This is a genomic window from Corynebacterium sp. KPL2830 (assembly GCF_040225635.1).
Taxonomy (GTDB): Bacteria; Actinomycetota; Actinomycetes; order Mycobacteriales; family Mycobacteriaceae; genus Corynebacterium.
The window spans coordinates 157,140-183,975 of the sequence record NZ_JBEHFR010000001.1 but is presented as its reverse complement, the minus strand read 5'-3'; the positions used below and the strand labels follow the sequence as shown (position 1 = coordinate 183,975).

Sequence of the window (26,836 nt, the reverse complement as noted above, 5' to 3'; positions counted from 1 at the left end):
CGTCTCGCCATAGTAGTCATTCTGGTTCATCTCCTTATGCGGGTTAGGTTCCCACACACAAACCATTAGACACTCTCTGGCGGAGGCGAAAATCAGCGGCGAGGTCACGCACTGCTCGAACAAATCTTGATCGCGCAGCGCCCCATCGGCATCCAAAAGCTCAGCTTCTTCCACTGCCGTCTCCCACGCCTCGGCTTCCTTCTCGCCAGCTTGCTCCGGTGAGTAATGCTCTTCCGGTGCGATGGTGGACCCGGGCCTGACCCCCGACGTGTTCACTTTCCGGGGTCAGGCCCCTACACCTGGAAACAATTCCTCACACACAAAAGAAACAAACACAACAACAAAAAATAAAAGCCCACCAACCCAACACCACCACACCAGTGCGCCCAAAAGCAGTGGCCGGGTTCATCAAACTACGGGCAATGGACGAGGACATTCTAGATTCTTTGAATGTCGTTTAGCACTGTAGAATGGGTGCGGTATTTCTGTGCGAGTTCCAACCAAGAAAGGGTAGGACTGAATGTCGGAGCGCAACCAGCACGGCCGTAATGGCCGCGGACAAGACCGTCGGGGTCGAAATCCACGCAACTCGGGGGACCGCGATTCTCGCGGCGGGGGAAAGAAGAAGTCTTTCTCTCCACAGCGCTCTGGGTATCGGGAAGAGCGAATCAACCGTCGTATGACCGATCCGGACATTCCCGAAGAGGTCGATGTTAATGACTTGGACCCTTTGGTGCTCCAAGACTTGAAACCCCTCTCCAAGGAGAACTCGGAGGCCGTCGCCAAGCACATGATCATGGCGGCGACCTGGATGGACGATGATCCTAAGCTGGCGCTACGGCATGCGCGCGCGGCAAAGGATCGTGCAGGTCGCGTGGCTATCGCACGAGAAGTTAATGGTATCGCTGCATACCGCGCCGGCGAATGGAAAGAGGCGCTCGCTGAGCTGCGTGCTGCCCGTCGTATTTCTGGCGGTCCTGGAATGCTTGCGGTTATGGCTGATTGTGAACGCGGGTTGGGTCGGCCGGAAAAGGCATTAGAGCTGGGGCGCAGCGAGGAGGCGAAAGAACTAGACAAAGAATCCGCTATTGAATTGGCGATCGTGTTGGCCGGCGCACGTCTTGACCTTGATCAGCCCGAATCAGCGGTGGTTACCATTCAGCGGGCACAACCTGACCGCAGTGATCGGGGAGTAAGCGCTTGTAGGTTGTCGTATGCCTATGCAGATGCTCTGCTTGCCGCGGGCCGCAAGGACGAAGCCCGCGAGTGGTTCGAGCACACCATCGCCATTGATGAGGGTGATTGGACCGATGCCACTGACCGATTGGCGGAGTGTAAGTAATGAGTGTTTTAAGCAAACATGACGCCTTATTGTTGGACTTGGATGGAACCGTCTGGGAAGGCGGCCGTCCGCTCAGCAACGTCGTAGACGTTATTAATACCTGCGGCGTTACCGCAGTATATGTAACAAATAATGCGTCGCGGAGCCCAGATGCCGTTGCGACGATGCTGACGGATATCGGCTTGACGGCTGATTCAGGTGACATCGTCACCTCCGCCCAAGCGGTATTGCAATTGGCTGCCGAGGAAATTCCGTCGGGTGCGAAGGTATTAATTATTGGCGCGGATTCTTTCCGTGATTTGGCTAAAGACATGGGTTTTTCCGTGGTCTCGAGTGCCGATGAGAAGCCGGCTGCCGTCCTACAAGGGTTTGATAAGTCCGTTGGGTGGGAACAGCTAACGGAAGGTGCGCTGGCTATCCGGGCAGGTGCGAAGTTTTTTGCATCAAACCTGGATACTTCGCTTCCAATCGAGAGGGGGCTAGGCGTCGGCAATGGCTCCCTAGTCGCTGCCGTCCAGAAGGCGACGGGAGTAGAGCCCGTTTCTGCCGGCAAGCCTGAACCCGCAATGTTTTTCCTTGCGGCCAAAAAGGTGGGGTCAAAAAAGCCTTTGGCAGTAGGCGACAGGATAGATACCGATATCGTTGGCGGTAATGCGGCTGCGATGAATACCTTTCATGTTTTGACAGGCGTTTCGGGCGAGCTGGAGCTTATCGAGGCCCCCGTGGAGGCGCGGCCCAACTTTATTGGTGCGGGCATGCACGAGCTTTCACTGCCTATCTCGCAGGTCCGACCGGGACCGCAAGGAGACTTTACCGCGCGATGCGATGGGTATGACGTTCTTTTGCAGGGGGGAAATGAATCCTCTACCTCGGTGCAAGCGCTGCGGACGGTCTTGGAAGTGGCGTGGTCGATGCCGGCACCACCTCGGTATATTCAGCCTCGCAGTGAATTTGCAGAGAAGGTTGTGTCGAAATGGCGGTAAAACCGCACGATTTTCGGGCCGTGAAAGAGCCTGACGAGGTAGATTCGGAGATTTCGACAATTCTCGGCGAAGATGCGCAATCACTTGCAGAAGAAGTCGATCAACTGGACAGGGCGCATTCCGTATTGCGGAATGCTTTGCAGGAGAACTAATGCCACCACAACGCCGTAGGCTGGATGCAGAACTCGTGCGCCGAAAGATTGCGCGATCTCGTGAGCAAGCCCGCGAGATGATCAAGTCTGGCCGTGTGACGGTCGGCGGGTTTAAGGCAGAAAAGCCTGCAACTGTCGTGGATCCTGAAGTCTCCATCAAGGTCGAAGAGTCTGAGGAAGACAAGTGGGCGTCTCGCGGCGCACATAAGCTTTTGGGTGCACTTGCCGCATTCGACGTCGACATGGATGGTCGCATCTTAGATGCAGGGGCATCGACGGGAGGATTTACGGATGTGTGCTTGGCGTCTGGTGCGAGGGAAGTGCTTTCCGTTGACGTCGGGTATGGGCAATTATTGTGGCGGCTGCAAAATGACGACCGCGTAACCGTCTTGGATCGCACGAATATCCGCACTATTAATCCAGAGATGACCAATGGCCTGTGCGATGGCATGGTCGGGGATTTATCTTTTATTTCCTTAAAACTGGTGCTGCCAGCAATTGTGGAGTGTATGAAGGACGGAGCGTGGCTGCTGCCAATGGTCAAGCCGCAGTTTGAGGTGGGGAAGGAGCGCATCGGCAGCGGCGGGGTGGTTCGTTCTCCGAAGATGCGGAAAGAGGTCACGCAGGACGTTGCTGAATTTGCCGTGTCTTTAGGCCTCAGTCTGCACGGTGTTGTGGCTTCACCATTGCCGGGCCCGAGTGGAAATGTGGAATATTTTCTGTGGCTGAAAAAGGACGGTATGTCAACAGACGCAGCTACAATGAAACAGATGATTGATACTGCCGTTGAAGAAGGTCCGCAGTAATGCGAGAGATATTGTTGGTTCCGCATGCCAATCGCGCAGAGAACCTGCAGGCTACCTCCCGCGCAGCCGAGTTATTGCAGGAGGCAGGGATAACGGTTCGCGTTTGTGCGGACGAAACCGTCCTGCCGGGGCTACAGCACGTCCCGCATTCTGATGCTGCGGCGGAGGGATGTGAACTGGTTCTTGTTCTCGGCGGTGATGGCACCTTCCTGCGCGCCGCCGATATGGCGCGGGCGGTAGATATTCCGGTCCTCGGAGTGAATCTGGGCCACGTTGGCTTCCTCGCGGAATGGGAGGTGGAGTCATTAGACGGAGCCGTTGCCCGCGTGATTGAGAAAAGCTACCGGGTGGAAGACAGGCTGACGGTGGATGTATCCATTTCGGATGCCAACGGTCAGCTACTGTCCAGCAGCTGGGCCTTGAATGAGGCCTCGGTTGAAAACCAGAACAGGTCGGGCGTGCTGGATGCGATTTTGGAGATCGATCGGCGCCCGGTTTCGTCGTTTGGCTGTGATGGCGTGCTGATTTCTACTCCTACGGGTTCTACGGCGTATGCATTTTCTGCCGGCGGCCCGGTGCTGTGGCCATCCCTAGATGCAATCTTGGTCGTGCCGAATAATGCCCACGCGCTTTTTACCAAACCGTTAGTGGTTTCCCCCAACTCGTTGGTGGCGGTGGAATCAACCATGCAAACCACACCGGCCGTGGTTATCTTGGATGGGTGCCGGGAACTTATTATGCCACCGGGTGCCCGCGTCGAGGTGGTGCGCGGTAAGCGCCCCGTACGCTGGGTGCGGTTGGATGATCAACCCTTTACGGATCGATTGGTCTCTAAGCTGCGGTTGCCCGTGGAAGGCTGGCGCGGACCGAAGGAGAAATAGTGCTTGTCGATATTTCTATCAATGATTTAGGAGTCATTCGCCATAGCTCTGCGGAATTGTCGGAGGGCTTGACCGTATTGACCGGTGAAACCGGTGCAGGAAAAACCATGGTGGTCACGGGGCTTCGACTGTTGGCAGGCGGGCGTGCCGATGCCTCGAGGGTGCGCGATGGCGCTAAAAAAGCGGCCGTGAAAGGCCACTTTAGTTCCGCGAAGGAGAGCATTAGCCAGCTGGTGGACTCGGTGGGTGGCGAGCCAGATGAAAATGGTGAGTTTATTGTCTCGCGGACCGTTTCAGCAGCGGGGCGATCGCGGGCCTATTTGGGCGGGCGTGCCGTACCGGCCGCCACATTGGGAGATTTCGCGCGGGAGATAATTACCGTGCATGGACAGAACGATCAATTGCGCCTTTTGGCCCCAGAAGAGCAGCTCGCGGCGGTAGACCGTGTGGACCCGCAATTGGCGGGCATCCGGGAAGACTATGCGGAGGCCTTTAAAAAGTGGCGTGGTTTAGCCAGGGATTATCGTCGGCGCACGGAGTCTCGTAGGGAACTTGCCCAGGAAGCTGACCGCCTGCAATATGCCTTAGAGGAAATCAACGGTGTGGCGCCCGAGCCAGGGGAAGACGCGGAGCTGGTGCAGTTGGTGCAGCGCCTGCAAGACGTCGACGGTTTGCGCGAATCCGCGCACACTGCCTTGGCGGCGATCGATGGAACGGAAGAGATTGATGAGGCTGCTTCTTCGCTGCTCGGGCGTGCGGGGTCGGCGTTAGTGGGATCCTCGGATAAGCAGCTGGCGGATTTGGGCGAGCGCATCTCTGAGCTCACCTCGCAGCTAGGCGATATTTCGGCTGAGCTCGGCGGATACCTCGCGGGGCTGCCGGCGGATCCGAATCTGTTGGAAAAATCGCTGCAGCGCCAGCAGGATCTTCGAGCATTGACCCGTAAATACGCCAGCGATATCGATGGTGTTTTGGCGTGGCGCGATGAGGCGGAGTCCAAATTGCAGTCGATGGATACCTCGACGGAGGTCCTCGAGGAACTTAAGGCGCAGGTCAAAGAGGCTGAACAGGAGATGAAGCAAAAGGCGGCGGAGCTTACGAAGGGTCGCCGCAAAGCCGCGGAAGCGCTGGGCAAGCTGGTGACTGAGGAGTTGCATGGATTGGCCATGCCCAATTCCACGTTGTCGGTTGAGCTCTCCGCGGCTAAGTATTCTAAGACGGGCGCCGATGCTGCGGAGTTGCAGCTCAATGGGAAGCCTTTGGCCACCGCGGCCTCCGGTGGTGAGCTGTCTCGCGTCATGCTTGCCCTTGAGGTCGTTCTCGCCAGCGAGGACGGTGCGACCTTGGTCTTCGATGAGGTCGATGCCGGCGTGGGCGGGCGTGCGGCGGTAGAAATTGGGCGTCGGCTAGCGCGGCTCGCTGCGCATAATCAGGTTATCGTCGTGACCCATTTACCGCAGGTGGCTGCGTATGCGGATGCGCATTTGCATGTCTCGAAGGATAAATTTACCTCTGGGGTGGCCGAGTTAACGGAGCAGGAGCGCGTGGAGGAATTGGCGCGCATGCTGGCTGGTTTGGATGACACGGAAACTGGACGCGCGCACGCCCAAGAGCTTTTTGATCGCGCACAAAAAGAAGCTTCCGCGCGCCTTACCCAGCTGGCGGACTAAGCAAGGAACAATGGAGCCCATGGCTCTGTTTTCCCGTACCCCTGATCATCCTGGTGAGCATGCTGCATTGCGCGATTGCACCCCGGGCGCGAAAGGTCTTAAGAAGTTTTCTGCAGGTGATATCGCCGTTATCGATGCGGCGAATATTTCCCGGCCCGAGGCACAAACGCTTGTGGAATTGCAGCCCTCTGCGGTGGTCAACGTCGCCAGGTTTTCTACTGGCTCCATTCCTAATTGCGGTCCACACATGCTTCTCGATGCCGATATTGAACTCCTCGAAGGCCTCGGCGAGGAATTTATCTCGGAGTTTAAGGATGGCAAGAAGGCGCATATTGGGGAGGATGGAAAGGTCTACGTCGCGGATAAAGTAATCGGGACGGGGCAGAAGGTTTCCAGGGAGCGCGCTGACAAGAACTTCAAGGCGGCACAAAGTGCACTCATTGATCACATGGAGTCTTATTTCGCGAGCTCCATTGACTTCATTAACTCTGAGGGCCCCCTGCTTATCGATGGCCTCGGGGTCCCCGCATCCGGTGCCGAGATAGCTGGCCGGAAGGTCATTGTTTTATCTCCCACCGAAGACCACCGTGCCCTGCTGAAAGAATTGCGGAATTTCATCCGGGAGTATGAACCGCTGCTCATTGCGGTTGATGAAGCCGCGGATTCTTTGCTGGAGCAGGGATATAAGCCTGACTTCATTATTGGGGATCCTGTCAAGGTAAGCGATGAGTCGCTGCGTTGCGGCGCGCGCATTGTCGTGCCTGCGGATCCAGAAGGCAGCGTGGAGAGCATTGACCGCATCCAAGAACTGGGTATTGGGGCCATGACATTCCCAGCGGCTTCGGAATCGGCCACGGATTTAGCGCTGCTCTTTGCGGATTACCACGGCGCGGGACTTATCGTGCAGGCAGGTGGCGGATTTGACCTCGATGATGTTTTTGCCAACCGCGTGGCTCCGTCTGCCGTAATGTCTCGGCTGAAGGCCGGAACGAAGGTGGTCGACTCCGAGGCGGTCATCAATCTGTATTCCGCTCCGTCCTCGCACCTTGGTTGGCTGTGGGCCCTTCTGAGCATCTTTGTGGCGATTGCAGCGATCATCTTGATCGTGGGCTTTGGCGGGAGCCAAGATTTCTTGAGTAATTTAAGCCAAACGTGGTCGAGCCTATTCTGAGTGGGGGTAAAAATATGGCGAAAGCGCAACTAATTACGGGTCTTGGACTAGGAGCGGCGGCTGGTGTGGCCCTCGGTGCCTTGGTGATCGCGCCCAACCTGACCACCAGTGTGGCCGACGATGACCCGATCCGTGCAGAACACCGCAAGGTGGTGCAAGAAAATAAGATCTTGCAGAACCAAAATGAGGCGAGCGATGACATAGTCAAGAACGTGGCACCAGACTTGGTCTCTGGGACGTTATCGCAGCGGCCAGTGCTGGTCATTTCCACCGATGATGCAAATAGCAGTGATCTTTCTGATATTACGAAGCTCTTAGAAGCCTCTGGGGCCACCGCCGCGGGAGAAATTAAGCTAAGTAAAGACTTCCTGCGGGGTGAAAGCAAAGACGATATCGTATCAATCCTTAAAGATAAGGCCCCGAAGAAGGCAGATCTCAAGGGGCTCGATAAAACCGTGGGAAGTTATGGCGGCGAGGCTTTGGGCGCGGCCTTATCCATGGATCAAGAAAGCACGGAGCCGCTGGCAAGCGTGAAGGAGCGATCCGAGCTGCTGCGCGCCCTGCGTGATAAGGATTTTATTGATTATAAGGACGGGACCATCCTTCCCGCCCAGTCCATCATCATCGTCTCCGGCAGCGGGGTGCGCGGATATTATTCGGATACCTTGGCAGAGTTCGCCACCGCCTTGGACGAGGTCAATGGCAGCGTGGTACTGAGTGCGCGGGCCAAACAGACCCAAGATGAAAAGACAATAGAGCAGCTACGCACCAAAGACGTGGATCTTTCTACCGTAGATGGCATTGAACGCGCGGTAGAGCGCATCGCCGTCATTTCTGCCGCCGAGGAACAGCTTAATGGCGGCAGGGGAGACTACGGTTCAGCAGAAAGCGCGGATTCCGCCTTACCTGAAGAGGAGAAAGAATAGTGGCCCACGATTTTCAAGTCTTGGATTCAGAGTTAATTTTTGATGCCCCTATCGTCGCCGTACGCCGCGATACCTTGTCCATGCCGGGAGGAAACACCGCGGATAGGGAGATCATTGAGCACCTGGGAGCCGTCGCGGTGGTGGCCTTGGATGAGGATCGGCGCATCGCGATGGTGCATCAGTACCGGCATAGCGTCGGCAAGCGGCTCTGGGAGCTGCCTGCAGGACTGCTAGATGTAAAGGGCGAGGATGAGCTTTCCGGCGCGCAGCGCGAGTTGCAGGAGGAAGCGGGCCTTGCCGCGAAGGACTGGGAAGTTCTTACGGATATGGTGACCTCACCGGGGTTTTGTGAGGAAGCCGTGCGGATTTTTCTGGCTCGCGACCTTAGCGAGGTACCGGCGCTGCAGGATACCGGCGATGAAGAAGCCGATATGGATTTTGCCTGGGTGGATTTAGACAAGGCAGTAAATAAGGTGCTGAGCGGTGAGATAGTTAATTCCGTTGCGTGCGCGGGTATTTTAGCCGCATATGCCACGGTCATTGGTGGAAAGCCGACGCGTTCGGTGGATGCGCCGTTCGATTTGCGCCCGACCCATATGGCTGCCCGCCGCAGTGGACCGGACCTGAAAAAGCAGTGACTGCTGCGGAGGATGTAGCTCAGACCTGGTTGAATCACCTCGCCGTCGAACGTGGAGTGTCAGCAAATACCCTGAGCAATTACCGGCGGGATATTCGCCGGTACGTGGATTGGCTGGCAGCAAATGGGGTCCAGGACCTACGGCAGGTAACACGACCAATGGTGGAGGCCTATTTAAAGGATCTGCGCGAAAAGATGGCGGTATCTTCTGCCAACCGTGCCCTTATCGTGGCGCGCGGGTTGCACAAATTCGCCGTTGCAGAGGGCGAAGTTGATAGCGATGTTGCAGCCGAGGTGAGCCCGCCTTCCACGGGGCAACACCTGCCGGAGACCTTGAGCGTGGAAGAGGTGTCACGCCTCATCGAATCGACGCCGACGGAAACGCCGGTTGACCTTCGCGATAGGGCGTTACTAGAAGTGCTTTATGGCACTGGGGCGCGCATTTCTGAGGTAATTTCGCTCAATGTCGATGACGTAGCTACTGTCGATGACGTCCTAGTCCTGCATGGCAAGGGCGATAAGGAGCGGCTTGTACCCCTCGGCTCGCATGCTCGCCAGGCGATCGATGCCTACTTGGTGCGCGCCCGGCCCGTGCTGGGAAAAGGCAAGACCGCTGCGCTGTTTTTGAATACGCGCGGCGGCGCTCTCTCGCGGCAAAGCGCCTGGTCCGTTATTAAAACCGCGGCGCAGCGCAGCCAGTTGGATAAGTCCATTTCGCCGCACACGCTGCGCCATTCCTTCGCCACACATTTGCTCGAAGGGGGTGCCGATGTGCGCACCGTACAGGAGCTTTTAGGGCATTCCTCAGTGACTACGACGCAGATCTATACCCACGTTACCGCAGATTCCTTACGGGAGGTGTGGCGGACCGCGCATCCGCGGGCGTAGCTTCCGCTCGTGCAGCAGGTGCTTAAGTCAAAGTTAGAGGCTTGATAATTGCAAAATCTCGGTAGTCATAAAGGGGAGCGGGTACGCTATAGTTACAACGTTGTAAGCAACCCTATGCCAAATGTCATGGTCCATGACTTGGCGTCAAGGAAGAAGGTTTGACTGTGAGCGAAGAGGGTCTCTTTTCAGCCTCTGATGTAGAGACGGGGCTAACTGGCCGCCCTGTCCGCGAGCTGCCGGAACCCGCCCCCTTGGAAAAACATGGGCCCGCCACCATCATCTCGATGTGTAACCAAAAGGGCGGCGTGGGCAAGACCACGTCCACCATTAATATGGGGGCCTGCCTCGCAGAGTATGGGCGCAAGGTTCTCTTGGTTGACTTGGACCCGCAGGGTGCTCTTTCGGCCGGGCTGGGATTAAACCATGATGACATCGAGGACTCGATTTATGACGTGATGCTGGATAGCCATACCTCTATCCACTCCGCCATTCATCACACCAGCGTGTCCGGCATGGACCTCGTTCCGGCCAATATCGATCTGTCTGCTGCAGAGATTCAGATGGTCAATGAAGTAGGCCGCGAGCACACCTTGGCGCGCGCCCTGCGTCCGGTGCGCCGAGATTATGACTTCATCATCATTGATTGCCAGCCTTCTTTGGGTCTGCTTACGGTCAACGCGCTAGCTTGTTCCCAGGGTGTCATCATTCCTATGGAATGCGAGTTCTTCTCGCTGCGCGGGCTTGCTTTGCTGACAGATACGGTGGAAAAGGTCTCTGACCGCATCAATTTCGATCTGGAAGTCATGGGTATTTTGGTCACCATGTTTGATCGACGGACCAAGCACGCCCGTGAAGTCATGTCCCGCGTGGTGGAATACTTTGGGGACCAAGTATTCGATACCGTCATTACCCGTACCGTGCGCTTCCCAGAAACCTCCGTGGCCGGCGAGCCCATCACCTCGTGGGCGCCCAATTCGCAGGCCGCGCAGCAATACCGTGACCTGGCGAAGGAAGTCATAGAGCGCTCGACCGTCTAAGTGACCGTGACGCAGCCAGAGATTACGGGGTTCCGCATTGCCCTGCGGAATTTCGAGGGGCCATTCGATCTGCTTTTGCAGCTCATCCAGGCCAAGAAGATGGATATCACGGATGTGGCCTTGTCTGAGGTGACCGATGAATTTGTCGGCTACACGCGTCAGTTGGGCGAGAACGCGGATCTGGATGAGACGACGGACTTCTTGGTCGTGGCGGCAACGCTGTTGGACTTAAAGGCCGCGCGCCTGTTGCCGCGCGGCGAAGTCGATGATCTAGAGGACCTGGAGCTGCTGGAATCGCGCGACCTGCTTTTTGCCCGCCTGTTGCAGTACAAGGCTTATAAGCAGGCGGCGGATCAATTTGCCCGCTGGCAGCGGGAGGCGCAGCGCAGTTACCCGCGAGCTGTGAGCATCGAAGAGCAATTTGCTGAGCTTTTGCCTCCCGTAGCCCTGGGCCATACTCCGGCGAGCTTTGCGGAAATGGCGGCGGGTGTCTTTCGCCCCAAGCCGCCGGAAGAAGTGGCCACGGGCCATATTCATGGCGTTGCCGTCTCCGTGCCCGAACAGGCTGGCAAGATACTCGAAACGCTCAAACTCATGGGTGCTGGGCAGTGGACAAGTTTTTCCTCGCTTACCCGGGATTGCACCACAACCATGCATATCGTCGGTAGATTCTTGGCGCTTTTGGAACTGTTTAAGGCCAAGGCGGTTGATGCCCAGCAGGAGGAGGCGTTGGGCCAGCTGGACCTTTCCTGGACCGGCCTGGACGTAGATCCAGCCGTCGTTGCCGCAGCAAATTGGGACTAGTGCTAGCACCGCCGTCAGTGGTTGTAACCTAAGGGGCATGGATCTTCCGCTCATTTCGCAATTGCGGTCCCGGCTCGAGTCGATCTTGCTGGTGCTCGATTCGCCGGCATCCGTAGAGTCTTTGGCGCGGGCACTTAGCGTAGAACCTGCGGTCATAAGTGACTGTTTGCGGGCCATCCAACGCGAATTCGATAGCCGCGGCTCTGGAATTGAGCTGCGCGAAACGCCAGAAGGTTGGCGGTTTTATACGCGCCAGGAAAACGCCAGCGCGGTGGAGGAGTTTTTATTGGATGGGGCGCAAACGAAGCTGTCGCGCGCGGCCTTGGAAACCCTCGCCGTCGTGGCCTATCGCCAACCGGTCACGCGCCAGCAGGTCTCTGCGGTCCGCGGGGTCAACGTGGACGGCGTGATGCGCACCCTTAACCTGCGCGGGCTCATCCGCGAGCTCCCGCAGGATGAGTTCGAAGGGGCGTCGCACCGATATGAAACCACCGAGCTTTTCCTCGAACTGCTAGGTATAGACTCGCTGGAGCGCCTTCCGGATTTGGCGCCGCTGCTTCCAGACGTCGATGCAATCGACGAAGAGTACTGAGGTGGGGTAGACTCACGCAGGTAATTTCATATTTTCGAGAGAAAAGGACACTTAAGTGACTCCTCCCGCTCGCCGTGACGGCACACCGGATAAGAAGCAGCGAGACAGCGATATCGTTGTCTCCAATGCCAAACCGGCTCGTAATCAACACGTTTCCAAGAAAAAGCAGAAGGCTACCGCTGAATCGGTGGCGCGCGATTTGGGCGCTGACTGGCTGGTCGATGACGATAAGCCCAAGGGAGAGCGCCTGCAGAAGGTCTTGGCTAAGGCGGGCGTCGCATCGCGCCGCCACGCGGAAATCCTCATTGATGCCGGTCGCGTTGAAGTAAATGGAAATGTCATTCTCAAGCAGGGCGTGAAGGTCAACCCCGCCGTGGACGTCATCCGCGTCGATGGCGTTCGTGTGAACGTTAACGAGGACCAAGAATATTTCATCCTCAATAAACCCCGCGGAATGCAGTCGACGATGTCAGATGATCTCGGCCGCCCCTGCGTGGGCGACGTGGTTTCTGAAAAGGTTGCCTCGGGCCAGCGCCTATTCCACGTAGGCCGCTTGGACGCGGATACGGAAGGCCTGCTCATCCTCACCAACGATGGGGAATTGGCCAACCGCCTGATGCACCCCAAGTATGAGGTGAAGAAAACCTACCTGGCCACGGTATTGGGCGAGGCCGATAATAAGCTGGTGCGCCAGCTTAAAGAGGGCATCGAGCTAGAAGATGGCCTAGCCAAGGCCGATTTTGTGCAGGTAGTGGACAAGAACCAGGGGTTCTCTCTGGTCCGAGTCGAGCTGCACGAAGGGCGCAAGCACATCGTGCGCCGCCTGCTGAAGGAAGCCGGCTATCCCGTGCAGCGTCTGGTGCGCACCAAGCTGCATACGGTCCAATTGGGTGATATGAAGCCCGGCGGGTTACGCGCGCTGAATTCCAATGAGTTAACGAGCTTGTACAAGGTGGTGGGGATGTAATGATTTCGAATATGCCTGATGAGGGCCTGATCCTCGCGGTCGATGGCCCCTCCGGAACAGGGAAGTCCACGACCTGCCGGGCCTTGGCCAAGCAGTTGGACGCAAAATACATCGATACCGGCGCCATGTACCGGGTGGCAACCTTGGCGGTATTGCGCCAAGGCGTGGATCCCGCGGACAAAGAGGCGGTGATTTCCGCGACGGCGAACCTGCCCTTGGAGGTTTCCGATGATCCGGACTCCACCCAGGTGCTTTTCGATGGCGCCGATGTCTCCCGCGTCATCAGGGAAGACGAGGTTACCCAGAACGTCTCCGCAGTATCAGCCATCCCGGAGGTGCGGGAGAACTTGGTGGCATTGCAGCGCACGCTGGCACAGCGCGCCCACCGCGCCATCGTAGAGGGCCGCGATATCGGTACCGTGGTGCTTGCCGATGCCCCAGCGAAGGCCTTCATGACGGCCTCGGCTGAAGTTCGCGCGCAGCGCCGACACGGTCAAAACGAAAAGGCCGGCATCGCCTCCGATTTTGAATCGGTACTGGCAGATGTGCAGCGCCGCGATGCCGCGGATTCTTCCCGCGCCACCTCGCCGCTTCGCCCAGCCGACGATGCCACTATTGTCGATACCTCTGACATGAGCCCGGAGGACGTCGTGCAGGCTCTTATCAACGTGGTTAAGGAGTCCCGCTCATGAGCAATAAAGATTTTGAGTCCCCAGAGGAAGAAGTCACGCAGTTCCATTACCCTGCGGGTAAGTTCGACGAGGAAACGGTAGAGACCTCGCCGGGGTGGGCTACGGACGATTTTGATGCCGAAGAATTCGACTACGACTTTGATGAGTCAGAGTTCGGCGAGGCCGACTACGGGGACGAGGACGACCTCGAGCAACCTCTCAGTGAGGACGAGTGGGAGCAGCTCTCGCAGTCGCTTGGCTTTGCCGATGCCACCGAAGAAGCCCTGTGCACCGTCGCCATTGTGGGCCGGCCGAATGTGGGCAAGTCTTCGCTGGTTAATCGCTTCCTCGGCCGCCGCGAGGCCGTCGTAGAAGACCACCCTGGCGTTACCCGTGACCGCGTCTCCTACGTGGCGGACTGGAATGGGCAGCGCTTTATCGTGCAGGATACCGGCGGCTGGGATCCCAACGTTAAAGGCATGCACGCCGATATCGCCCGCCAGGCAGAGATGGCGATGGATACCGCAGATGTCATCGTGATGGTGGTAGACACCAAAGTGGGCATTACCGAAACCGATGAGGTTATGGCGCGCCGCCTGCAAAAGTCCCCGGTTCCGGTGATCGTTGTATCGAATAAGTTCGATTCCGATAACCAGTATGCGGATATGGCGCAGTTTTACGCCTTGGGCCTCGGGGATCCGTGGCCGGTGTCCGCACAACACGGGCGCGGTGGCGCGGACGTGCTGGATGAGATCCTGCGCAGCTTCCCCGAAGAACCGCGCGAGACCTCGATTACGTCGGGCCCTCGCCGCGTCGCGCTCGTCGGCAGGCCTAATGTGGGCAAGTCTTCGTTGCTCAATAAGCTCACCAGTGAGGAGCGCTCGGTGGTAGATAATGTCGCCGGCACCACGGTGGATCCCGTGGACTCGCTGGTGCAGCTAGATGAGCAGTTGTGGAAGTTCATCGATACCGCGGGCCTGCGCAAGAAGGTCAAGAACGCGCAGGGCCACGAGTATTATGCGTCCTTGCGCACCCGCGGCGTGATCGATGCGGCCGAGGTATGCATCATGCTTATCGATGCCTCCGAGGAGATTTCCGAGCAAGACCAGCGCGTGCTCAATATGGTGCTGGAATCCGGTAAGGCGCTGGTCATCGCGTTCAATAAGTGGGACCTGATGGACGAGGACCGCCGCTATTACCTTGACCGCGAGATTGACGAGCAGCTGCGGCACTTGCCGTGGGTGACCCGCGTTAATATTTCGGCTGAGACCGGCCGCGCCTTGCAAAAGCTGGAGCCGGCCATGATCGAGGCCCTAGAAAGCTGGGATCAGCGCGTGTCCACCGGCCAGCTCAATAACTGGATGCGTGAGGCGATTGCGGCCAACCCGCCGCCGATGAAGAATAATCGTTTGCCGCGCGTGCTGTTTGCTACGCAAGCATCGACCCAGCCGCCGACGATTGTTCTCTTTACCACCGGATTCCTCGACGCGTCCTACCGGCGCTATCTTGAGCGCAAGTTCCGCGAGCGCTTTGGTTTCCACGGCACCCCCATCCGTATCGCCGTGCGCGTGCGCGAACGCCGAGGTAAAAAGCGGAAATAAGAGTTCACTGTGACAACGAGCGAAGCACCCACAACCGTGGGGCTTCGCTCAGTTTTTTTATCTATCTCATTACCCTCGGTGTCATTGGCAGCTAAGCTTGAAAGACATCAGCTCATTGGCTTAGGCCCAGAAAGCAAGAAGGTACATACGGTGTCACAGAAAATCGAGATCTTGCACGGGCAAAATATCACTCTCAAGGCGTTGAGCGTAGACCATACCCTTGGACTGGCTGAGGCGGTGCAGGACGGGGAATTATGGAAGCGGTGGTACACCAAGGTTCCATCACCGAGCGAGATGGAAAAAGCCGTGGAAGAGCGCATTTCTTGGTATGACTCCCACGGGTCGCAGCTTTTTACGGTATTTGACTCCGCTGGCACTACGGTGGGAATGACTGGCTATCAGGCCTTAGACCTAGATAACAGGCGCGCACAAATCGGATACACCTGGTACAGGCAATCGGCGCTGAATACGGCGGTTAATGCTGATTGCAAACTGGCCCTCATGGGCCATGCATTTGAGCAGCTTGATTGCTTATCCGTGTTCTTCACCACCAACTCCTTTAACCGCGAAAGCCGCCGCGCGTTGGAATCCCTAGGGGCACATCTTGATGGAATCCTTCGCGGCCACCAGATACTAGATAATGGGATAGTCAGAGATACCTGCGTATACAGCGTGCTGCGGCATGAGTGGCCCGCAGTGAAAAATCACTTGCACTATAAGATTGACCTGAAGTCTGGGAAGGACAAGGCCTGAGGAATCGACAACTAATAGTGCGCAACAGCTTTCGGGGTTGGCACGTGAGGTGTAGTTGAGTTTGTCTCGCCAGCAAAGCCGGATCTCACTGAAGAGGCATCAGGGCGCCTCAAAACTACATAATTTCGCCGGTTAACCCGGTATTTTACCACTTAGGAGAGCAAAAGTGTCACCAACAATGGTGTGACACTTCGCTCTCCTTTTCGCTTCGGTGAAAGCACTATGGCGCCGATAGGATAAAACTTGTCAACCATTTACTTTCTGTTTGAAAGGCATGACATGTTAGCGAATGTGATTGCCCCGGATTCAGTCCTGGCTATCGTGCTTCAAGTCATAATCATTTTAAGTGCTTTGTTATTGGGCACCCGCTATGGCGGGATCGGCCTTGGATTAATTTCTGGCATCGGCTTGATGCTGATGGTCTTCGTATTTGGCTTGGCACCGGGCGAGCCCCCGTGTCGGTCATGCTCACAATCATTGCCGTTATCGGCTGCGCAGCCACACTGCAACAAGCACAAGGTTTGGAAGTGATGATGCAGCATGCAGAGAAGTTCTTGCGTGCTCATCCAGAGCGCATCACCATTTTGGCACCACTGACTACTTGGTTCCTCACCGTATTGTGCGGCACTGGCCACGTGGTCTACACCATGTTTCCGATCATTGAAGACATCGCGCTCAAAAAGGGAATCCGTCCTGAGCGTCCGATGGCAGTGGCCTCGACCTCGGCCCAGATGGGTATTACCGCTTCGCCCGTGTCCGTGGCTACCGTTTCTCTTGCGTCGATCCTTGCGGAAAATGCTGGAGCTATCGACAAGGCTTATTCGATTCCGCAGATCCTTACGGTGGCGCTACCCGCGTCCTTGTGCGGTGTTCTTCTCGCCGCGCTATGGTCGCTGCGTCGCGGAAAGGACCTGGACAAGGATCCGGTATTCCAAGAGCGGATGAAAGACCCAGAGTTTGCTGCTAGCATCAATGAAAGCGCCGATTCGCTCATCGGTAAGCAATTTTCCCGCGAGGCTAAGCGCTCGGTAGTAGTCTTCCTCGTCGCTATTGCCTGCGTGGTCCTCCTTGGCGCTTTCGAGTTCCTGCGCCCGCTGGTTCCTGGTGATGATGGCGAGCTGAGCCCGGTATCGATGAATCTAGTGATCCAGATGGTCATGCTCGTCGCCGGTGCCATCATCCTTCTTAGCTGCAAGGTGGATACTAAAAAGATTGCGTCTACTCCAGTATTCAAGGCCGGCATGACCGCTGTATTTTCGGTCTTCGGTGTTGCGTGGATGGCAGATACGTTCTTCCAATCCCATATCGATGCCCTGGAAACGAACTTGGGATCTGTCGTCGAGGCGGCCCCATGGACGTACGCCGTCGTGTTGGTGGTTGTGTCCAAGTTGGTCAATTCGCAGGCCGCTGCACTGGTAGCAATTGCCCCCATTGGCTTGCAATTGGGTATTGACCCAGCCGTCATCGTTGGTTTCTACGGCGCAGCTTATGGTTACTTCATCTTGCCAACCTATCCTTCTGACTTGGCCTGCATTGGCTTCGATCGCACGGGTACGACGCGAATTGGCAAATACGTCATCAACCACTCGTTCCTCATCCCCGGAGCGATCTCCGTATTTACCTCCTGTGTGATCGGCTCCCTCTTGGCCCAGGTTCTCCTGTAATCAGTCGCGAGACTTCGCCTCCCGTACCAGCACGAATGCATCCGTGCGGTACGGGATGTGCAGTTTTTGGCCGGCGGAAAAGCCCATGTGTTCGTAGAGGTACCAGTTCAGGTTGTGGGTCATGCGCTCGTGGATGGCCTCGTTATTTCTGAGCCAGTATGAACGAGTGTGCATGAGTTGGTGGAGCTGCTCTGGGGTAAGTTCGTGGGTCCAGCTCAGCCGGAGTTCGCGCTCTAAGGTCCAGGGTGCTTTATATTCGGGATAGAAGCCGGGCTTATGCACGTCGCCGGAGTGCATGATGCGGCTGAGACGGAGGATCCAGGGATCCGCGTGTACGTCGAGGGTATTCCACACTAAAAGCACGCGCCCGCCCGGCGCGAGGATGCGGTCCAGCTCGGCAGAGGCGGCGGCAACGTCGACCCAATGCCAGGTTTGGGCGAGGCAGGCGGCGTTGAGGGAGGCATCGGCAAGCGCGGTGTGCTCGGCCGTGGCGCGGATGATGGGGATATCCAAGCGGCGTTGGAGCACGCGGGCCATGTCTGGAGATGGTTCAACCGCGAGCACGTTGGGGTTGGTGAGGGACTCGGTAAGTTTGCCGGTGCCGGCGCCGATATCGGCAACGCGGTGGGCGCCGGCGATGAGCTCAGCAACCTCGGCCGGGTAATGGGGGCGGACATCCTGATAGGTGTGCGCGCCGTGATGGAAGGCGCGCGCTGCCTGGGTGCGCTGGGGATCGGTGCTGAAGGTAGGCTTCTGCTTCGCAGAGGGATTTCGGTAGCTGGGGAAGTGCTGGGGGTTGGGATGGCGAGTCGACATAGGCTATCTAACCTACCGGGAATTAGAATGGCTTGTTATGGCAACACTTCCAGAACCATCAGATCCGCGGTGGTTGCTGAAGACTGTCTTCTCTCGGCCTGGGATGACCATCCCCGCGGCCGTGTGCATGGCTATCTCCTTCGTGCTCAACGGCACAACGTCGGTCATCGTGGGCTACGCCATCGATGAAGCGGTGGTGGAAGGATCGATAGGGCGACTGTGGTGGTGGCTTGCACTTCTGGCCCTAGCCTTCGCCGTTAATGCCGTCACTGGGTGGTGTGGCCGCGGGCTCAACGCGCGCAGCATGCTGGTCATCGGCCACGACGTGCGCATGGCCATCACGGATCGGATTATGGATCCCAAAGGGATGGGCGGGCCGAAACGCACGCCAGGGGAGTTATTGGCCATTGCCTCAACCGATGCGACCCGTGTGCAGAATGCCGTGATGATGACGGTGTTCCCGGTGGCGGAGATTACGTCGATCATTTATGTCGCGGTGATGACCAGCCGGGTGAATGTGCCGCTAGGTGTGGCCATTTTATGCGGCGGTCCCATCGTGGTGTGGGGATCGCTGCGCTCGGCTGGTCCCTTGCGCAAGCGCTCTGGTATCCGGCAAGAAGCATTGGGCCGGGCTAGCGCGACGGCGACGGATATTGTCCATGGCCTGCGCATTATTAAGGGGATCGGGGCGATTGGTACGGTGCGCAAGCGGTATGCGGGCGATTCCGATGCCGCCTACGAGCGAACCGTTGAGGCCAATGCAGCGCAGGCTGGATTGAATGCTTCTACCGAGGCGCTCGGGTCCATTTATGTCATCGCCGTCGCCGTTGCCGCCGGCTACCTGGCGCTGGATGGGCAGATGAGCATTGGTGAGCTCATTATGGTAATTGGCCTTACCCAATTCATCATTACCCCGATGACCATGCTGGGAAGAAATATTGCCTCCCGGTGGGCCGCGGCGCAGGCGAGTGCGCAGCGAATCGTGGGCCTGCTGAGGGCTCCCGGACTTCCCGGGGACGCCGCACCACAGGTGCCGGCGCTACGGCCGGGTATCACCGCCATCGATGGACATGCTCCGGAAGAACTGCGGGAGCTGGCCCGGGAAAAATTCATCGTCGTACCACACGAGGTCATGCTGTTTACCGGAACCGTGCAGGATAATATTCATCCGGATGCAGATACGGCCGCACGGGCCCTAGAGGTGGCCGCGGGCGAGGATATTCCCGGTGGGCTCGAGCGCGCCGTGGGGGAGCACGGGAATAACCTGTCCGGCGGCCAGCAGCAACGAGTCGCCCTTGCCCGCGCAATTGCTGCAGATCCAGAGGTGCTTATCCTTTCTGATCCCACCACGGCGGTCGATTCCGTTACCGAGCAAGAGGTAGCCCACCGCGTTGCGGCCTACCGAAAGGACAAACCCACCATCGTCTATACATCGGCGCCCGCGTGGCACGCCGTGGGGGTGGAGTTCTAATGCGATTCCCCACAGCAACGTGGCCACAGGTGAGAAAGGTTGTGGCACAGCAGCTTTCAGCCATCCCGCACGCGCGCCGGCGCACCCTCATCGCCGTGGCATTTTTGATAGCCGGAGCAGCGGCCAATGTCACCATTCCGATCCTGCTCGGCAAGGTCGTCGATGCCGTGACGACGGGCACCAGCATCGCCCTTCTCGGAGTCCTGCTTATCGGGGTCGCGGCCGTATCTGCCGCATTATCGGCGGCGGGATTCTATGTCCTCTCCCAGCTCACCGAGCGCGTTATTGCGTCCCTGCGCGAGGATATGGTCTCTACGGCACTCGGCCAACCCACCCACCGCGTCGAGGATGCCGGAACAGGGGACTTGGTATCGCGTTCAACGGATGATGTGGCGGAGCTATCCGCCGCGGTTACAGAAACGGTCCCCGTGCTGGCGAAATCCATTTTTGTCATTGCCTCAACGGCAGTGGCACTACTTACGGTGGACTGGCAATACCTCGTGGTCATTGTTGCCGTGACCCCGCTGTATTTCTTAGCCGGACGGTATTACTTGCGGCGTGCCCCAGGCAGGTATGCCGCTGAGCGCGCCGCTATGGCGGACCGCGCCCGCCGGCTTTTGGAGGCAATCCACGGCAGGGACACGGTGCGCGCATTCCGCATGGAACATACGATGCGCGATCGGATCGGCGCGGCTTCAACGCGCGTGGTTGAAGAGGGATATAACGCGCGCCGGACGATGATGGTGCTCCAGGCTCACCTCACCGGCATTGAGCTGGTCTTATTGGCCAGCGGTTTGGCAGTGAGCTTCTGGGTGGTGCAGGCCAATGCGCTTACGGTTGGAGCGGTCACCGCAGCGATGTTATTACTCATTCGCTTGCGCGGGCCGCTAATGGGGCTGATGCGCGTGCTAGATACAGTGCAATCTGGGTATGCTTCGCTGGCGCGCATCGTTGGCGTGGTTATCGATCCGCCCGCACCGGTACCGGATAGCGGTGCACCGAGGGGCGATGGCAGCGTGGATATGCGGGATATTTCCTTCCGTTATGGCGATAACTCTTGGGCCATCGAGGGAGTCAACCTAAAGATTAAGCCGGGCGAAACGGTTGCCCTCGTCGGGGCGTCTGGGGCAGGAAAATCCACCGTGGCAGCGTTGCTTGCGGGCTTGCGCGTTCCGGATAAAGGCACCGTGCTTGTCGATGGCGTCGAGGTTGCCCTGCTTTCCGATGCCGAGCGTATCCAACGCCTCGCCCTCGTCTCCCAGGAGGTGCACGTCTTTTCCGGGAGTCTGCGCGAGGATCTTGCGCTCGCGGCGCCGCAGGCTACCGATGCGGAAATGGTGCAGGCGCTGCGCCAAGTCCGGGCCGACTGGTATTTCGATCTGGAGGCAGGCCTCGATACCATCGTGGGCGCGCAAGGAATGCCGCTAGACCCCGTGGCAGCGCAGCAATTGGCGCTTGCCCGAATCGTACTGTTGGATCCGCGTATCATCATATTGGACGAAGCCACGGCGGAAGCAGGCTCGGTGGGTGCTGAATCCTTAGAAGACGCCGCAGAGTCAGTAATGGAGGGCCGAACCGCCTTGGTGGTAGCGCACCGCCTGGATCAAGCCTCGCGTGCCGATGCCATCGTGGTCATGGATAATGGCCGGGTGGTAGAACAGGGTAGTCATGCAGAGCTGCTAAATTATGGGGGCCGTTATAAACAGTTATGGGCCGCTTGGCAGAAGGGACGAAAATCATGAGACGGAGGCCGGTGCGCGCGACGTTGAGCACCGCAGTCTTGTGCTGCGTGGCGGCGCTGGGCGTGTCATGCGCAAATAATGAGGAAGAATCGGACTCGGCGGTACGCAGCGAAAGCACGCAATCGCACGGGTCGGCTGCCTCGCAGCTCGGGATTCCTACCTCTGCGCCGCTCAGTGGTCCAGAACCGGGATCGTATTCGACGATTAACCTGCCGTCCGGGCGCTCATTTATTCTCAGCGTGCCTAAAAGTTATACGGCACAAAAAGAGTGGCCTGTTGTAATGGCTTTTCACGGGTGGGGGCAGTCAGCGGAAAACTTGCGCGACTATTCCCGCCTTGATGCGGCACAAGCCATTACTGTATTTCCCGCGGGAAAAGAGAAAGCGTGGAGCCCCGCGCCATACGCGAAAACCAGCGGGAGCGAAGACAAAAAATTCGTTCTTGACATCCTCGATTCCCTGCGTGCGACCTATAACGTTGATGATTCGCAGCTTTTTGCCACCGGCATGTCCAATGGCGGTGGCTTCGTAGCCTATTTGGCCTGTCAAATGCCCGGCATCTTCCATTCGGTTGCCACTATCTCCGCTGCATATTACGAAGATATTCTGAAAGATTGCGCCCATGAACCGGTAGGGCGCCTCGATATGCACGGCACCGATGATCCCGTCGTGGGCTATTACGGCGGAACTCGGCACAAGACCAAGTATTTCTCCGTTGAATCTGTCCTAGAGCAGGACCGCAAGCGCAATAAATGCTCGGAGAAGGTAGAAACCAACCGCTTGGTCAATAATGCCCTCGACATGCATTGGCGGGGCTGCTCCGCACCGCTGGAGCATATCCGCATCGGCGGCGGGTCCCACGTGTGGCCGGGTGGTCTTGGAGACAAAAATAATGAAGTAGGACAATTCTTCGCCACTGACCGCGTCTTGGACTTCTTCGGCATCCCGGGCAGGCCTGACGGTACCCGCGAAACCTAGGTTGCGCGGTAGGCCCGGAAAGAGGCCCCAGGCACGGATCGCACGCGCTCTACGCAAATATCCGCGACGCTTAAAAATCCTGCCCGGTGCGCCGAACTGTCCGGGGCGGTGGTCTCTGGAATTTGTACTAGGTGAAAGCTGCGCTCGCCATTGTCTTCCCGGTTGAGGTCGATGACCGCCTGCGCCGTGGTGCCTGAGCCTGCGAAAAAGTCGAGTACCCGGGCATCGTCCCCACCGCCAATGGCGATGAGGTGCTTGATAAGGCGTACCGGCTTGGGGAACTCAAAGATTCCCTCCACGCCCATGACATCCTCTGCGTCGCGGCGGCCCGTGCGGGTTACGCCAAACCTCTGCCCATCGAGGATGGATCGCGGTCGCGCCCCTGCCTTTTGATAGTTCTTGGTGTAGACGAATCCGCGCCGAAACACCAGCTCATCGTAGCGCTTTTCCACCATGTCCTTGCCCCAGCGCCAGCGCGCTACCCGGCTGTGTCCATCCGGTTGGTCCGGCCAGTGTTGCGCGCCATCGGGTGAGGCAATGGGAAAATCCAGCGATGGCAGGTACCCCAGGGTCTTAGAATCTAAGCGTACCAAGGAGTATTTGCCGCGTTCATCCTCGTGGTTATATTTGGTGCTGGTGTAGCCCTCTGCATCTAGGTTAAATCCAGGGTTGTCTGGATTTTTGGCATAGCAGAGGATGTATTCGTGTTCTACCACCGCATACTTGGAATCGTTTTTCCCAGTGCCGGCCTTTTTCCAAATGAATTGCCCGGCATAGCAGCCCTCGCCAAAAACCTCGTCTAAAACCTTGCGGGTATTAGCAGCTTCGTCCTCTCCAATGGAGACGAATATAAAGCCGTTCTCCGCCAGAATTCGCCGGGCCAGGATGAGCCGTGGCAACATCATGGACAGCCACTCGGCGTGCCACTGGGCATAGCTGCCGGAATTTACCTCTCGCCGCGCGCGGTAATTATCGCGATAGACAAAGTCCCGGCCGGTGTTATACGGCGGGTCGATGTAGATGACATTGAAGGTTTCGCCCGTGGAAACCCAGTGCTGTAGAACCGGCAGGTTATCGGCCACGTGGATGCTATTGGGCGAGGTAGGAGAGGTGCTTAAGGCAGCATCGAGCTCGAACTCGGAAGAAAGGGGAGCCTCCGCCGCCGCGCGCGCGGCTTGCTTGCCAGGCCATACCAGCCCAAAGAATTCTCCGGCATTGCCATCTGCACTAGGGCTAGTGTGGGTCATTTGTTGCCTTTTCCGTGCGAGCTGGTCATTGGTCTCATTAACGCTATCACTTTAGGACCTCTGACTAGCTTTGGTGGCGAAGCACCGGCAGTGTCGTTATCGTGGGCAGTGTTGCCAAGCACGGCAATGGTTAGATGAAGTAAACAACGAAAGGATTAGCAATGGGTATCTTTGACAAGGCAAAGGAAGCACTGAACTCCGAAAAGGGCCAGGAAGTTACCAACGAAGGCCTAGACAAGGCCGAGGACTTTGCCAAGGACAAGCTGGGCGAAGACAAGGCAGACCAAGTAGACAAGGCCCGCGATGTCATTGATGACAAGCTTGGCACCAATAACGACGGTGATGACGAAAACAAATAGTTCTTGCCCTAATTCCTAATTAAATATCGCTTAAGCCCCGCTCCTGTCTGGAACGGGGCTTAAGTTTATGTCTATGGCCGATTTTCTGGAAAACGCGGTCCGATTGGGCTAGTGAAAAATGCGCTTTTTAAATCCAGCCCTGAGTTTGGGCGTTCCTAGCAGCCTCGTAGCGGTTATTTGCATCGGTTTTTGTCATGATACTGGACACGACGTTGCGTACGCTGCCGGGACTAAGATGCACTTTGCGCGCCAGTTCCGAGGAAGTCACCCCAGATAATAAAAGCCGCGCGATTTCTCGTTCTCGGGGTGTGAGCGGGTTGTCCGGGGTAAAAAGACTCTCTCGTGCCAGCGCAGGATCGATAACCCGGAGCCCAGCCTTTACTCGGCGAATTGCCTCCGCCAGTTGTTCTGGTGGAGTGTCTTTGACTATGAACCCAGCGATGTTGGCATCTATAGCGCGCTTTACATAGCCGCCGCGGCCAAAAGTAGTAACGATGAGGCATTTGCATGGACTGTCTGAGAGTTCTTCTGCTACGTCTAGACCACTTTTTCCAGGCATCTCAATATCGAGTAAAACTACCTCCACATTGTGCTTGGCAACGAGCCCAGCAACCTCGTTGCCCGTTGCACATTGAGCAACTACCTCGATATCTGGTTCTGTAGCTAGGAGAGCGACAAGGGCACCGCGAACCAACGATTGATCCTCTGCGATAAGGATACGGATGGGTGGAGATGTCTCAGCCATCGGACTCCACTTCATTGTCTAAGTGCAGTAACTCAGTATCACTATTCATAGTAATCAGCGCTATGGTACGGTTGTCCTTCCTCATAATAATTAGCTTCCCACCGCTGTCCTCTATTCGCTTGTGCAGACCCTGCAGTCCGCCCTTTTGGTACTGCTTTTTCGGATCGAAGCCGCAACCATCGTCTACGACTTGGAGCTTATTTTGGGTTACGCTAACCCAGCAGTGCTGTGCTCCTGAGTAGCGAATAACGTTAGTGGTGAGCTCACGTAATGCCCAGGAAAAGGCGGCGTCATAAAGTCCTACGGCTTGGACGTTGGCAGGAAGATGCGCTTGAATCCCTGTAGTATCGAATGCTCGTCGTGCTGCCTGAACCTCTCCTTCGAAGGTCGGCATGCGCATCCGGGTAACTGTGGAGCGGACTTCTGCCAAACTCTTACGGGAAAGGTCACTTATTTCTTGAAGCTCGTTTCGAGCTCGAGTTGGATCTACGTCTACTAACCGCTGTGCCAACTCAGATTTTAAATTGATGACGGTAAGCGAGTGACCGAGCAAATCGTGAACGTCGGTGGCAATGTCTTCGCGTTGGCGAGCGAGATCGAGTTGATGCTCTAAATCCGTGCGCGAGTCTTCTCTTTGAGACATTGTGCCTAGCAACACCAGCAAGATTGGCCAGCCGAATATCACAATGAATGTCCCTAAGAGGTCCTGCGAATCGACGCTCCATAAGGCACCTGTGACTACGAGTCCGGTAAGAAGTACCCATAATAATGCCCGGCGCAGTGGTAATTGAAACCCGAGGAATGCAGCTAGATAGGGCACAAATGTGGTGGCATAAACTCCAAAGAAGGGTATGGCGATAAGCGCTATGAGCGCTAAGGCAGACCACCGAGCAGCCAAGCGATAACGTAAGTTCCAGCCCCGCGGGTAGTAAGTCACCGAACCAAAGCTGAAGAAATATAGGGCGCTGAAAGCGATAACACAGGCAGTGGATCCTAGGCGCTGCGTAGCGTCCACACCAGGCTGAACGAAATTGAGAATTAAGCTGAAGAGCAGAAATATAAGCCAAACGCTGGCAAACACCGCATTATTTGTAGCGAATCCTTTGAAAGGCGAGTGGAATGAATCCATTACATTCGTGATTTGTCGCGGTGGAGCAGCGCTGTGCAGGCTCCGACGAAAATTGCGGTCCATACGGCGAAGTTTAGTCCCGCGCTCCACAAGGAATGATTAACCGTGCCATCGGCATCATTGAGCAGTTGCATCCCTTCTGCCAATGGCCATTGAGCCAACACGACAGGGCCAAAAAGGGGTGTAAAGCGGCCAAACGCCATAAGTGAGGAAGATAGAGGGATAAAGACATTGGCGGCGAACAGCAGGAGGACAATAGAGGAAGAAGCAATAGCCACGGAGTTATCCGTCGGTACAGCAAGTGCCCATATCATTCCATATAAGCCAAAGGGAATAGAGACAACAGCGCACGCAAGAAAGGACAGAACCCATTGGTGGGGCTCCATGTCAGCCTTAGTTAATGCACCAGTGAGAAACACTGCTGCAATGGGGAGCAGAGCTTGCAATGCTATGGATGTGATATTCGCCCAGAGGATCTGGTGAGGGCGCAGCGGAGTAAGCGCTAGTTGGCGTCTCCAACCGGACCGAGCATCAGTGACTGAAGAAGCAGCGGCTCCCACCGCACCGGCGACGCCACCGTACAGGGCCATGCTGATCATTTGGAGAGCTGCAAAGTTACCGTTGTGAATGGGAAGGCTGCCAAAGTCCATTAGTGTGCCGAAAAGTAGATAGAAAAATACCGGCAAAATGGTGGTGAAAAATAGCGGGGCGAGGTTGCGGCGCAGCCGGAGGAAATTGTACCCAGCAAAACGCATTGTATTACTAAACGCAAGCGCGGTGGAACTATTAGACATGGTTGGAATCT

At 57.0% G+C, this 26,836-nt stretch carries 26 protein-coding genes and 2 pseudogenes; 22 read left to right on the top strand and 6 right to left on the bottom strand.

The genetic code is table 11. The features are described 5' to 3' along the window. Positions 1-252 (bottom strand): annotated as a pseudogene (locus tag ABRP87_RS00880) (hypothetical protein); the annotation flags it as partial. A gap of 268 nt (positions 253-520) precedes the next feature. Between ABRP87_RS00880 and ABRP87_RS00875 the strand changes: the two are divergent. The 18 genes and pseudogenes from ABRP87_RS00875 to ABRP87_RS00790 all read left to right on the top strand — a co-directional run bounded on the left by ABRP87_RS00875 (position 521) and on the right by ABRP87_RS00790 (position 17,545). Beyond that, positions 521-1,342 (top strand): hypothetical protein, encoded by an 822-nt coding sequence (locus tag ABRP87_RS00875; protein ID WP_349867122.1) that lies wholly within the window; start codon positions 521-523, stop codon positions 1,340-1,342. Then, a complete protein-coding gene (locus ABRP87_RS00870; RefSeq protein WP_349867120.1) occupies positions 1,342-2,325 on the top strand; it encodes an HAD-IIA family hydrolase in 984 nt (327 codons plus the stop codon). Before ABRP87_RS00875 ends, ABRP87_RS00870 begins: the two co-directional genes overlap by 1 nt. Continuing rightward, positions 2,316-2,477 carry a hypothetical protein gene (locus ABRP87_RS00865; RefSeq protein WP_349867118.1) on the top strand — a complete coding sequence of 54 codons (162 nt, stop codon included), beginning with the start codon at positions 2,316-2,318 and terminating at the stop codon, positions 2,475-2,477. The genes ABRP87_RS00870 and ABRP87_RS00865 overlap by 10 nt, the downstream gene beginning before the upstream one ends. Next, positions 2,477-3,283 carry a TlyA family RNA methyltransferase gene (locus tag ABRP87_RS00860; RefSeq protein ID WP_239268009.1) on the top strand — a complete coding sequence of 269 codons (807 nt, stop codon included), beginning with the start codon at positions 2,477-2,479 and terminating at the stop codon, positions 3,281-3,283. Before ABRP87_RS00865 ends, ABRP87_RS00860 begins: the two co-directional genes overlap by 1 nt. Beyond that, complete coding sequence (locus ABRP87_RS00855; RefSeq protein ID WP_239268011.1) at positions 3,283-4,164, top strand: NAD kinase; 882 nt, start codon at positions 3,283-3,285, stop codon at positions 4,162-4,164. The genes ABRP87_RS00860 and ABRP87_RS00855 overlap by 1 nt, the downstream gene beginning before the upstream one ends. Beyond that, positions 4,164-5,834, top strand: coding sequence for a DNA repair protein RecN (gene recN / locus ABRP87_RS00850; RefSeq protein WP_349867116.1), 1,671 nt, complete (start codon positions 4,164-4,166; stop codon positions 5,832-5,834). Before ABRP87_RS00855 ends, recN begins: the two co-directional genes overlap by 1 nt. A gap of 10 nt (positions 5,835-5,844) precedes the next feature. Continuing rightward, entirely contained in the window at positions 5,845-7,005 is a 1,161-nt protein-coding gene (gene steA / locus ABRP87_RS00845) for a putative cytokinetic ring protein SteA (RefSeq protein ID WP_349867114.1), read from the top strand. A gap of 14 nt (positions 7,006-7,019) precedes the next feature. Beyond that, positions 7,020-7,931, top strand: a complete 912-nt coding sequence (locus ABRP87_RS00840; RefSeq protein ID WP_349867112.1) for a copper transporter — start codon at positions 7,020-7,022, stop codon at positions 7,929-7,931. Next, complete coding sequence (locus ABRP87_RS00835) at positions 7,931-8,569, top strand: NUDIX domain-containing protein (RefSeq protein WP_349867110.1); 639 nt, start codon at positions 7,931-7,933, stop codon at positions 8,567-8,569. The genes ABRP87_RS00840 and ABRP87_RS00835 overlap by 1 nt, the downstream gene beginning before the upstream one ends. Continuing rightward, positions 8,566-9,456 (top strand): site-specific tyrosine recombinase XerD, encoded by an 891-nt coding sequence (xerD, locus tag ABRP87_RS00830; RefSeq protein ID WP_349867108.1) that lies wholly within the window; start codon positions 8,566-8,568, stop codon positions 9,454-9,456. The genes ABRP87_RS00835 and xerD overlap by 4 nt, the downstream gene beginning before the upstream one ends. 164 nt (positions 9,457-9,620) lie before the next feature. After that, entirely contained in the window at positions 9,621-10,493 is an 873-nt protein-coding gene (locus tag ABRP87_RS00825) for a ParA family protein (RefSeq protein WP_023022236.1), read from the top strand. Between the two features lie 6 nt (positions 10,494-10,499). Then, positions 10,500-11,297, top strand: coding sequence for a segregation and condensation protein A (locus ABRP87_RS00820; RefSeq protein ID WP_349867137.1), 798 nt, complete (start codon positions 10,500-10,502; stop codon positions 11,295-11,297). Positions 11,298-11,334: 37 nt separating this feature from the next. Beyond that, the gene (scpB, locus tag ABRP87_RS00815; RefSeq protein ID WP_023017548.1) at positions 11,335-11,889 is read left to right on the top strand and encodes an SMC-Scp complex subunit ScpB; all 555 of its coding nucleotides are present in this window, start codon (positions 11,335-11,337) and stop codon (positions 11,887-11,889) included. 55 nt (positions 11,890-11,944) lie between these two features. After that, positions 11,945-12,856, top strand: a complete 912-nt coding sequence (locus ABRP87_RS00810) for a pseudouridine synthase (RefSeq protein WP_239268027.1) — start codon at positions 11,945-11,947, stop codon at positions 12,854-12,856. Continuing rightward, entirely contained in the window at positions 12,856-13,548 is a 693-nt protein-coding gene (gene cmk / locus ABRP87_RS00805; RefSeq protein ID WP_023022241.1) for a (d)CMP kinase, read from the top strand. The genes ABRP87_RS00810 and cmk overlap by 1 nt, the downstream gene beginning before the upstream one ends. Continuing rightward, on the top strand, positions 13,545-15,128 hold the full coding sequence (gene der / locus ABRP87_RS00800; RefSeq protein ID WP_239275852.1) for a ribosome biogenesis GTPase Der: 1,584 nt from the start codon (positions 13,545-13,547) through the stop codon (positions 15,126-15,128). The genes cmk and der overlap by 4 nt, the downstream gene beginning before the upstream one ends. Before the next feature lie 150 nt (positions 15,129-15,278). Beyond that, positions 15,279-15,881, top strand: a complete 603-nt coding sequence (locus ABRP87_RS00795) for a GNAT family N-acetyltransferase (RefSeq protein ID WP_349867105.1) — start codon at positions 15,279-15,281, stop codon at positions 15,879-15,881. A 279-nt stretch (positions 15,882-16,160) separates the two neighbouring features. Next, positions 16,161-17,545, top strand: a pseudogene (locus tag ABRP87_RS00790) (anaerobic C4-dicarboxylate transporter). Here the strand turns inward: ABRP87_RS00790 and ABRP87_RS00785 are convergent. Continuing rightward, a complete protein-coding gene (locus ABRP87_RS00785) occupies positions 17,546-18,361 on the bottom strand; it encodes a class I SAM-dependent methyltransferase (RefSeq protein WP_349867103.1) in 816 nt (271 codons plus the stop codon). Positions 18,362-18,398: 37 nt separating this feature from the next. Between ABRP87_RS00785 and ABRP87_RS00780 the strand changes: the two genes are divergently transcribed. The 3 genes from ABRP87_RS00780 (at position 18,399) to ABRP87_RS00770 (ending at position 22,551) form a co-directional block, all read left to right on the top strand. Beyond that, complete coding sequence (locus ABRP87_RS00780; protein WP_349867101.1) at positions 18,399-19,832, top strand: ABC transporter transmembrane domain-containing protein; 1,434 nt, start codon at positions 18,399-18,401, stop codon at positions 19,830-19,832. Further along, positions 19,832-21,574, top strand: coding sequence for an ABC transporter ATP-binding protein (locus ABRP87_RS00775; protein WP_349867099.1), 1,743 nt, complete (start codon positions 19,832-19,834; stop codon positions 21,572-21,574). Before ABRP87_RS00780 ends, ABRP87_RS00775 begins: the two co-directional genes overlap by 1 nt. Positions 21,575-21,777: 203 nt before the next feature. Next, positions 21,778-22,551 carry a CE1 family esterase gene (locus tag ABRP87_RS00770; RefSeq protein WP_349867134.1) on the top strand — a complete coding sequence of 258 codons (774 nt, stop codon included), beginning with the start codon at positions 21,778-21,780 and terminating at the stop codon, positions 22,549-22,551. Here the strand turns inward: ABRP87_RS00770 and ABRP87_RS00765 are convergent. Continuing rightward, complete coding sequence (locus ABRP87_RS00765) at positions 22,548-23,798, bottom strand: site-specific DNA-methyltransferase (RefSeq protein WP_349867097.1); 1,251 nt, start codon at positions 23,796-23,798, stop codon at positions 22,548-22,550. The two genes, ABRP87_RS00770 and ABRP87_RS00765, sit on opposite strands and share 4 nt — an antisense overlap. A gap of 161 nt (positions 23,799-23,959) precedes the next feature. Between ABRP87_RS00765 and ABRP87_RS00760 the strand changes: the two genes are divergently transcribed. Beyond that, a complete protein-coding gene (locus ABRP87_RS00760; RefSeq protein WP_023022261.1) occupies positions 23,960-24,157 on the top strand; it encodes an antitoxin in 198 nt (65 codons plus the stop codon). 127 nt (positions 24,158-24,284) lie between these two features. Here the strand turns inward: ABRP87_RS00760 and ABRP87_RS00755 are convergent, their stop codons facing one another. From ABRP87_RS00755 to ABRP87_RS00745, 3 genes are read right to left on the bottom strand one after another with little or no spacing between them, the layout of a single operon-like run. Beyond that, positions 24,285-24,902: a response regulator gene (locus tag ABRP87_RS00755; protein WP_349867095.1), complete on the bottom strand. Its 618-nt coding sequence runs from the start codon at positions 24,900-24,902 to the stop codon at positions 24,285-24,287. Continuing rightward, complete coding sequence (locus ABRP87_RS00750) at positions 24,895-26,031, bottom strand: sensor histidine kinase (protein WP_349867132.1); 1,137 nt, start codon at positions 26,029-26,031, stop codon at positions 24,895-24,897. Before ABRP87_RS00750 ends, ABRP87_RS00755 begins: the two co-directional genes overlap by 8 nt. Next, on the bottom strand, positions 26,031-26,786 hold the full coding sequence (locus ABRP87_RS00745) for an ABC transporter permease (RefSeq protein ID WP_349867130.1): 756 nt from the start codon (positions 26,784-26,786) through the stop codon (positions 26,031-26,033). The genes ABRP87_RS00750 and ABRP87_RS00745 overlap by 1 nt, the downstream gene beginning before the upstream one ends. Positions 26,787-26,836 lie beyond the last annotated feature (50 nt).

Bases quoted from the DNA above. Each gene is read 5' to 3' on its own strand.
- cmk (WP_023022241.1), top strand. From the start codon at position 12,856: ATGATTTCGAATATGCCTGATGAGGGCCTGATCCTCGCGGTCGATGGC.
- ABRP87_RS00875 (WP_349867122.1), top strand. From the start codon at position 521: ATGTCGGAGCGCAACCAGCACGGCCGTAATGGCCGCGGACAAGACCGT.
- ABRP87_RS00870 (WP_349867120.1), top strand. From the start codon at position 1,342: ATGAGTGTTTTAAGCAAACATGACGCCTTATTGTTGGACTTGGATGGA.
- ABRP87_RS00755 (WP_349867095.1), bottom strand. From the start codon at position 24,902: ATGGCTGAGACATCTCCACCCATCCGTATCCTTATCGCAGAGGATCAA.
- ABRP87_RS00760 (WP_023022261.1), top strand. From the start codon at position 23,960: ATGGGTATCTTTGACAAGGCAAAGGAAGCACTGAACTCCGAAAAGGGC.
- ABRP87_RS00840 (WP_349867112.1), top strand. From the start codon at position 7,020: ATGGCGAAAGCGCAACTAATTACGGGTCTTGGACTAGGAGCGGCGGCT.
- ABRP87_RS00750 (WP_349867132.1), bottom strand. From the start codon at position 26,031: ATGGATTCATTCCACTCGCCTTTCAAAGGATTCGCTACAAATAATGCG.
- scpB (WP_023017548.1), top strand. From the start codon at position 11,335: ATGGATCTTCCGCTCATTTCGCAATTGCGGTCCCGGCTCGAGTCGATC.
- ABRP87_RS00775 (WP_349867099.1), top strand. From the start codon at position 19,832: ATGCGATTCCCCACAGCAACGTGGCCACAGGTGAGAAAGGTTGTGGCA.
- ABRP87_RS00785 (WP_349867103.1), bottom strand. From the start codon at position 18,361: ATGTCGACTCGCCATCCCAACCCCCAGCACTTCCCCAGCTACCGAAAT.
- ABRP87_RS00765 (WP_349867097.1), bottom strand. From the start codon at position 23,798: ATGACCCACACTAGCCCTAGTGCAGATGGCAATGCCGGAGAATTCTTT.
- der (WP_239275852.1), top strand. From the start codon at position 13,545: ATGAGCAATAAAGATTTTGAGTCCCCAGAGGAAGAAGTCACGCAGTTC.
- ABRP87_RS00860 (WP_239268009.1), top strand. From the start codon at position 2,477: ATGCCACCACAACGCCGTAGGCTGGATGCAGAACTCGTGCGCCGAAAG.
- ABRP87_RS00855 (WP_239268011.1), top strand. From the start codon at position 3,283: ATGCGAGAGATATTGTTGGTTCCGCATGCCAATCGCGCAGAGAACCTG.
- ABRP87_RS00865 (WP_349867118.1), top strand. From the start codon at position 2,316: ATGGCGGTAAAACCGCACGATTTTCGGGCCGTGAAAGAGCCTGACGAG.
- ABRP87_RS00745 (WP_349867130.1), bottom strand. From the start codon at position 26,786: ATGCGTTTTGCTGGGTACAATTTCCTCCGGCTGCGCCGCAACCTCGCC.
- ABRP87_RS00780 (WP_349867101.1), top strand. From the start codon at position 18,399: ATGGCAACACTTCCAGAACCATCAGATCCGCGGTGGTTGCTGAAGACT.
- steA (WP_349867114.1), top strand. From the start codon at position 5,845: ATGGAGCCCATGGCTCTGTTTTCCCGTACCCCTGATCATCCTGGTGAG.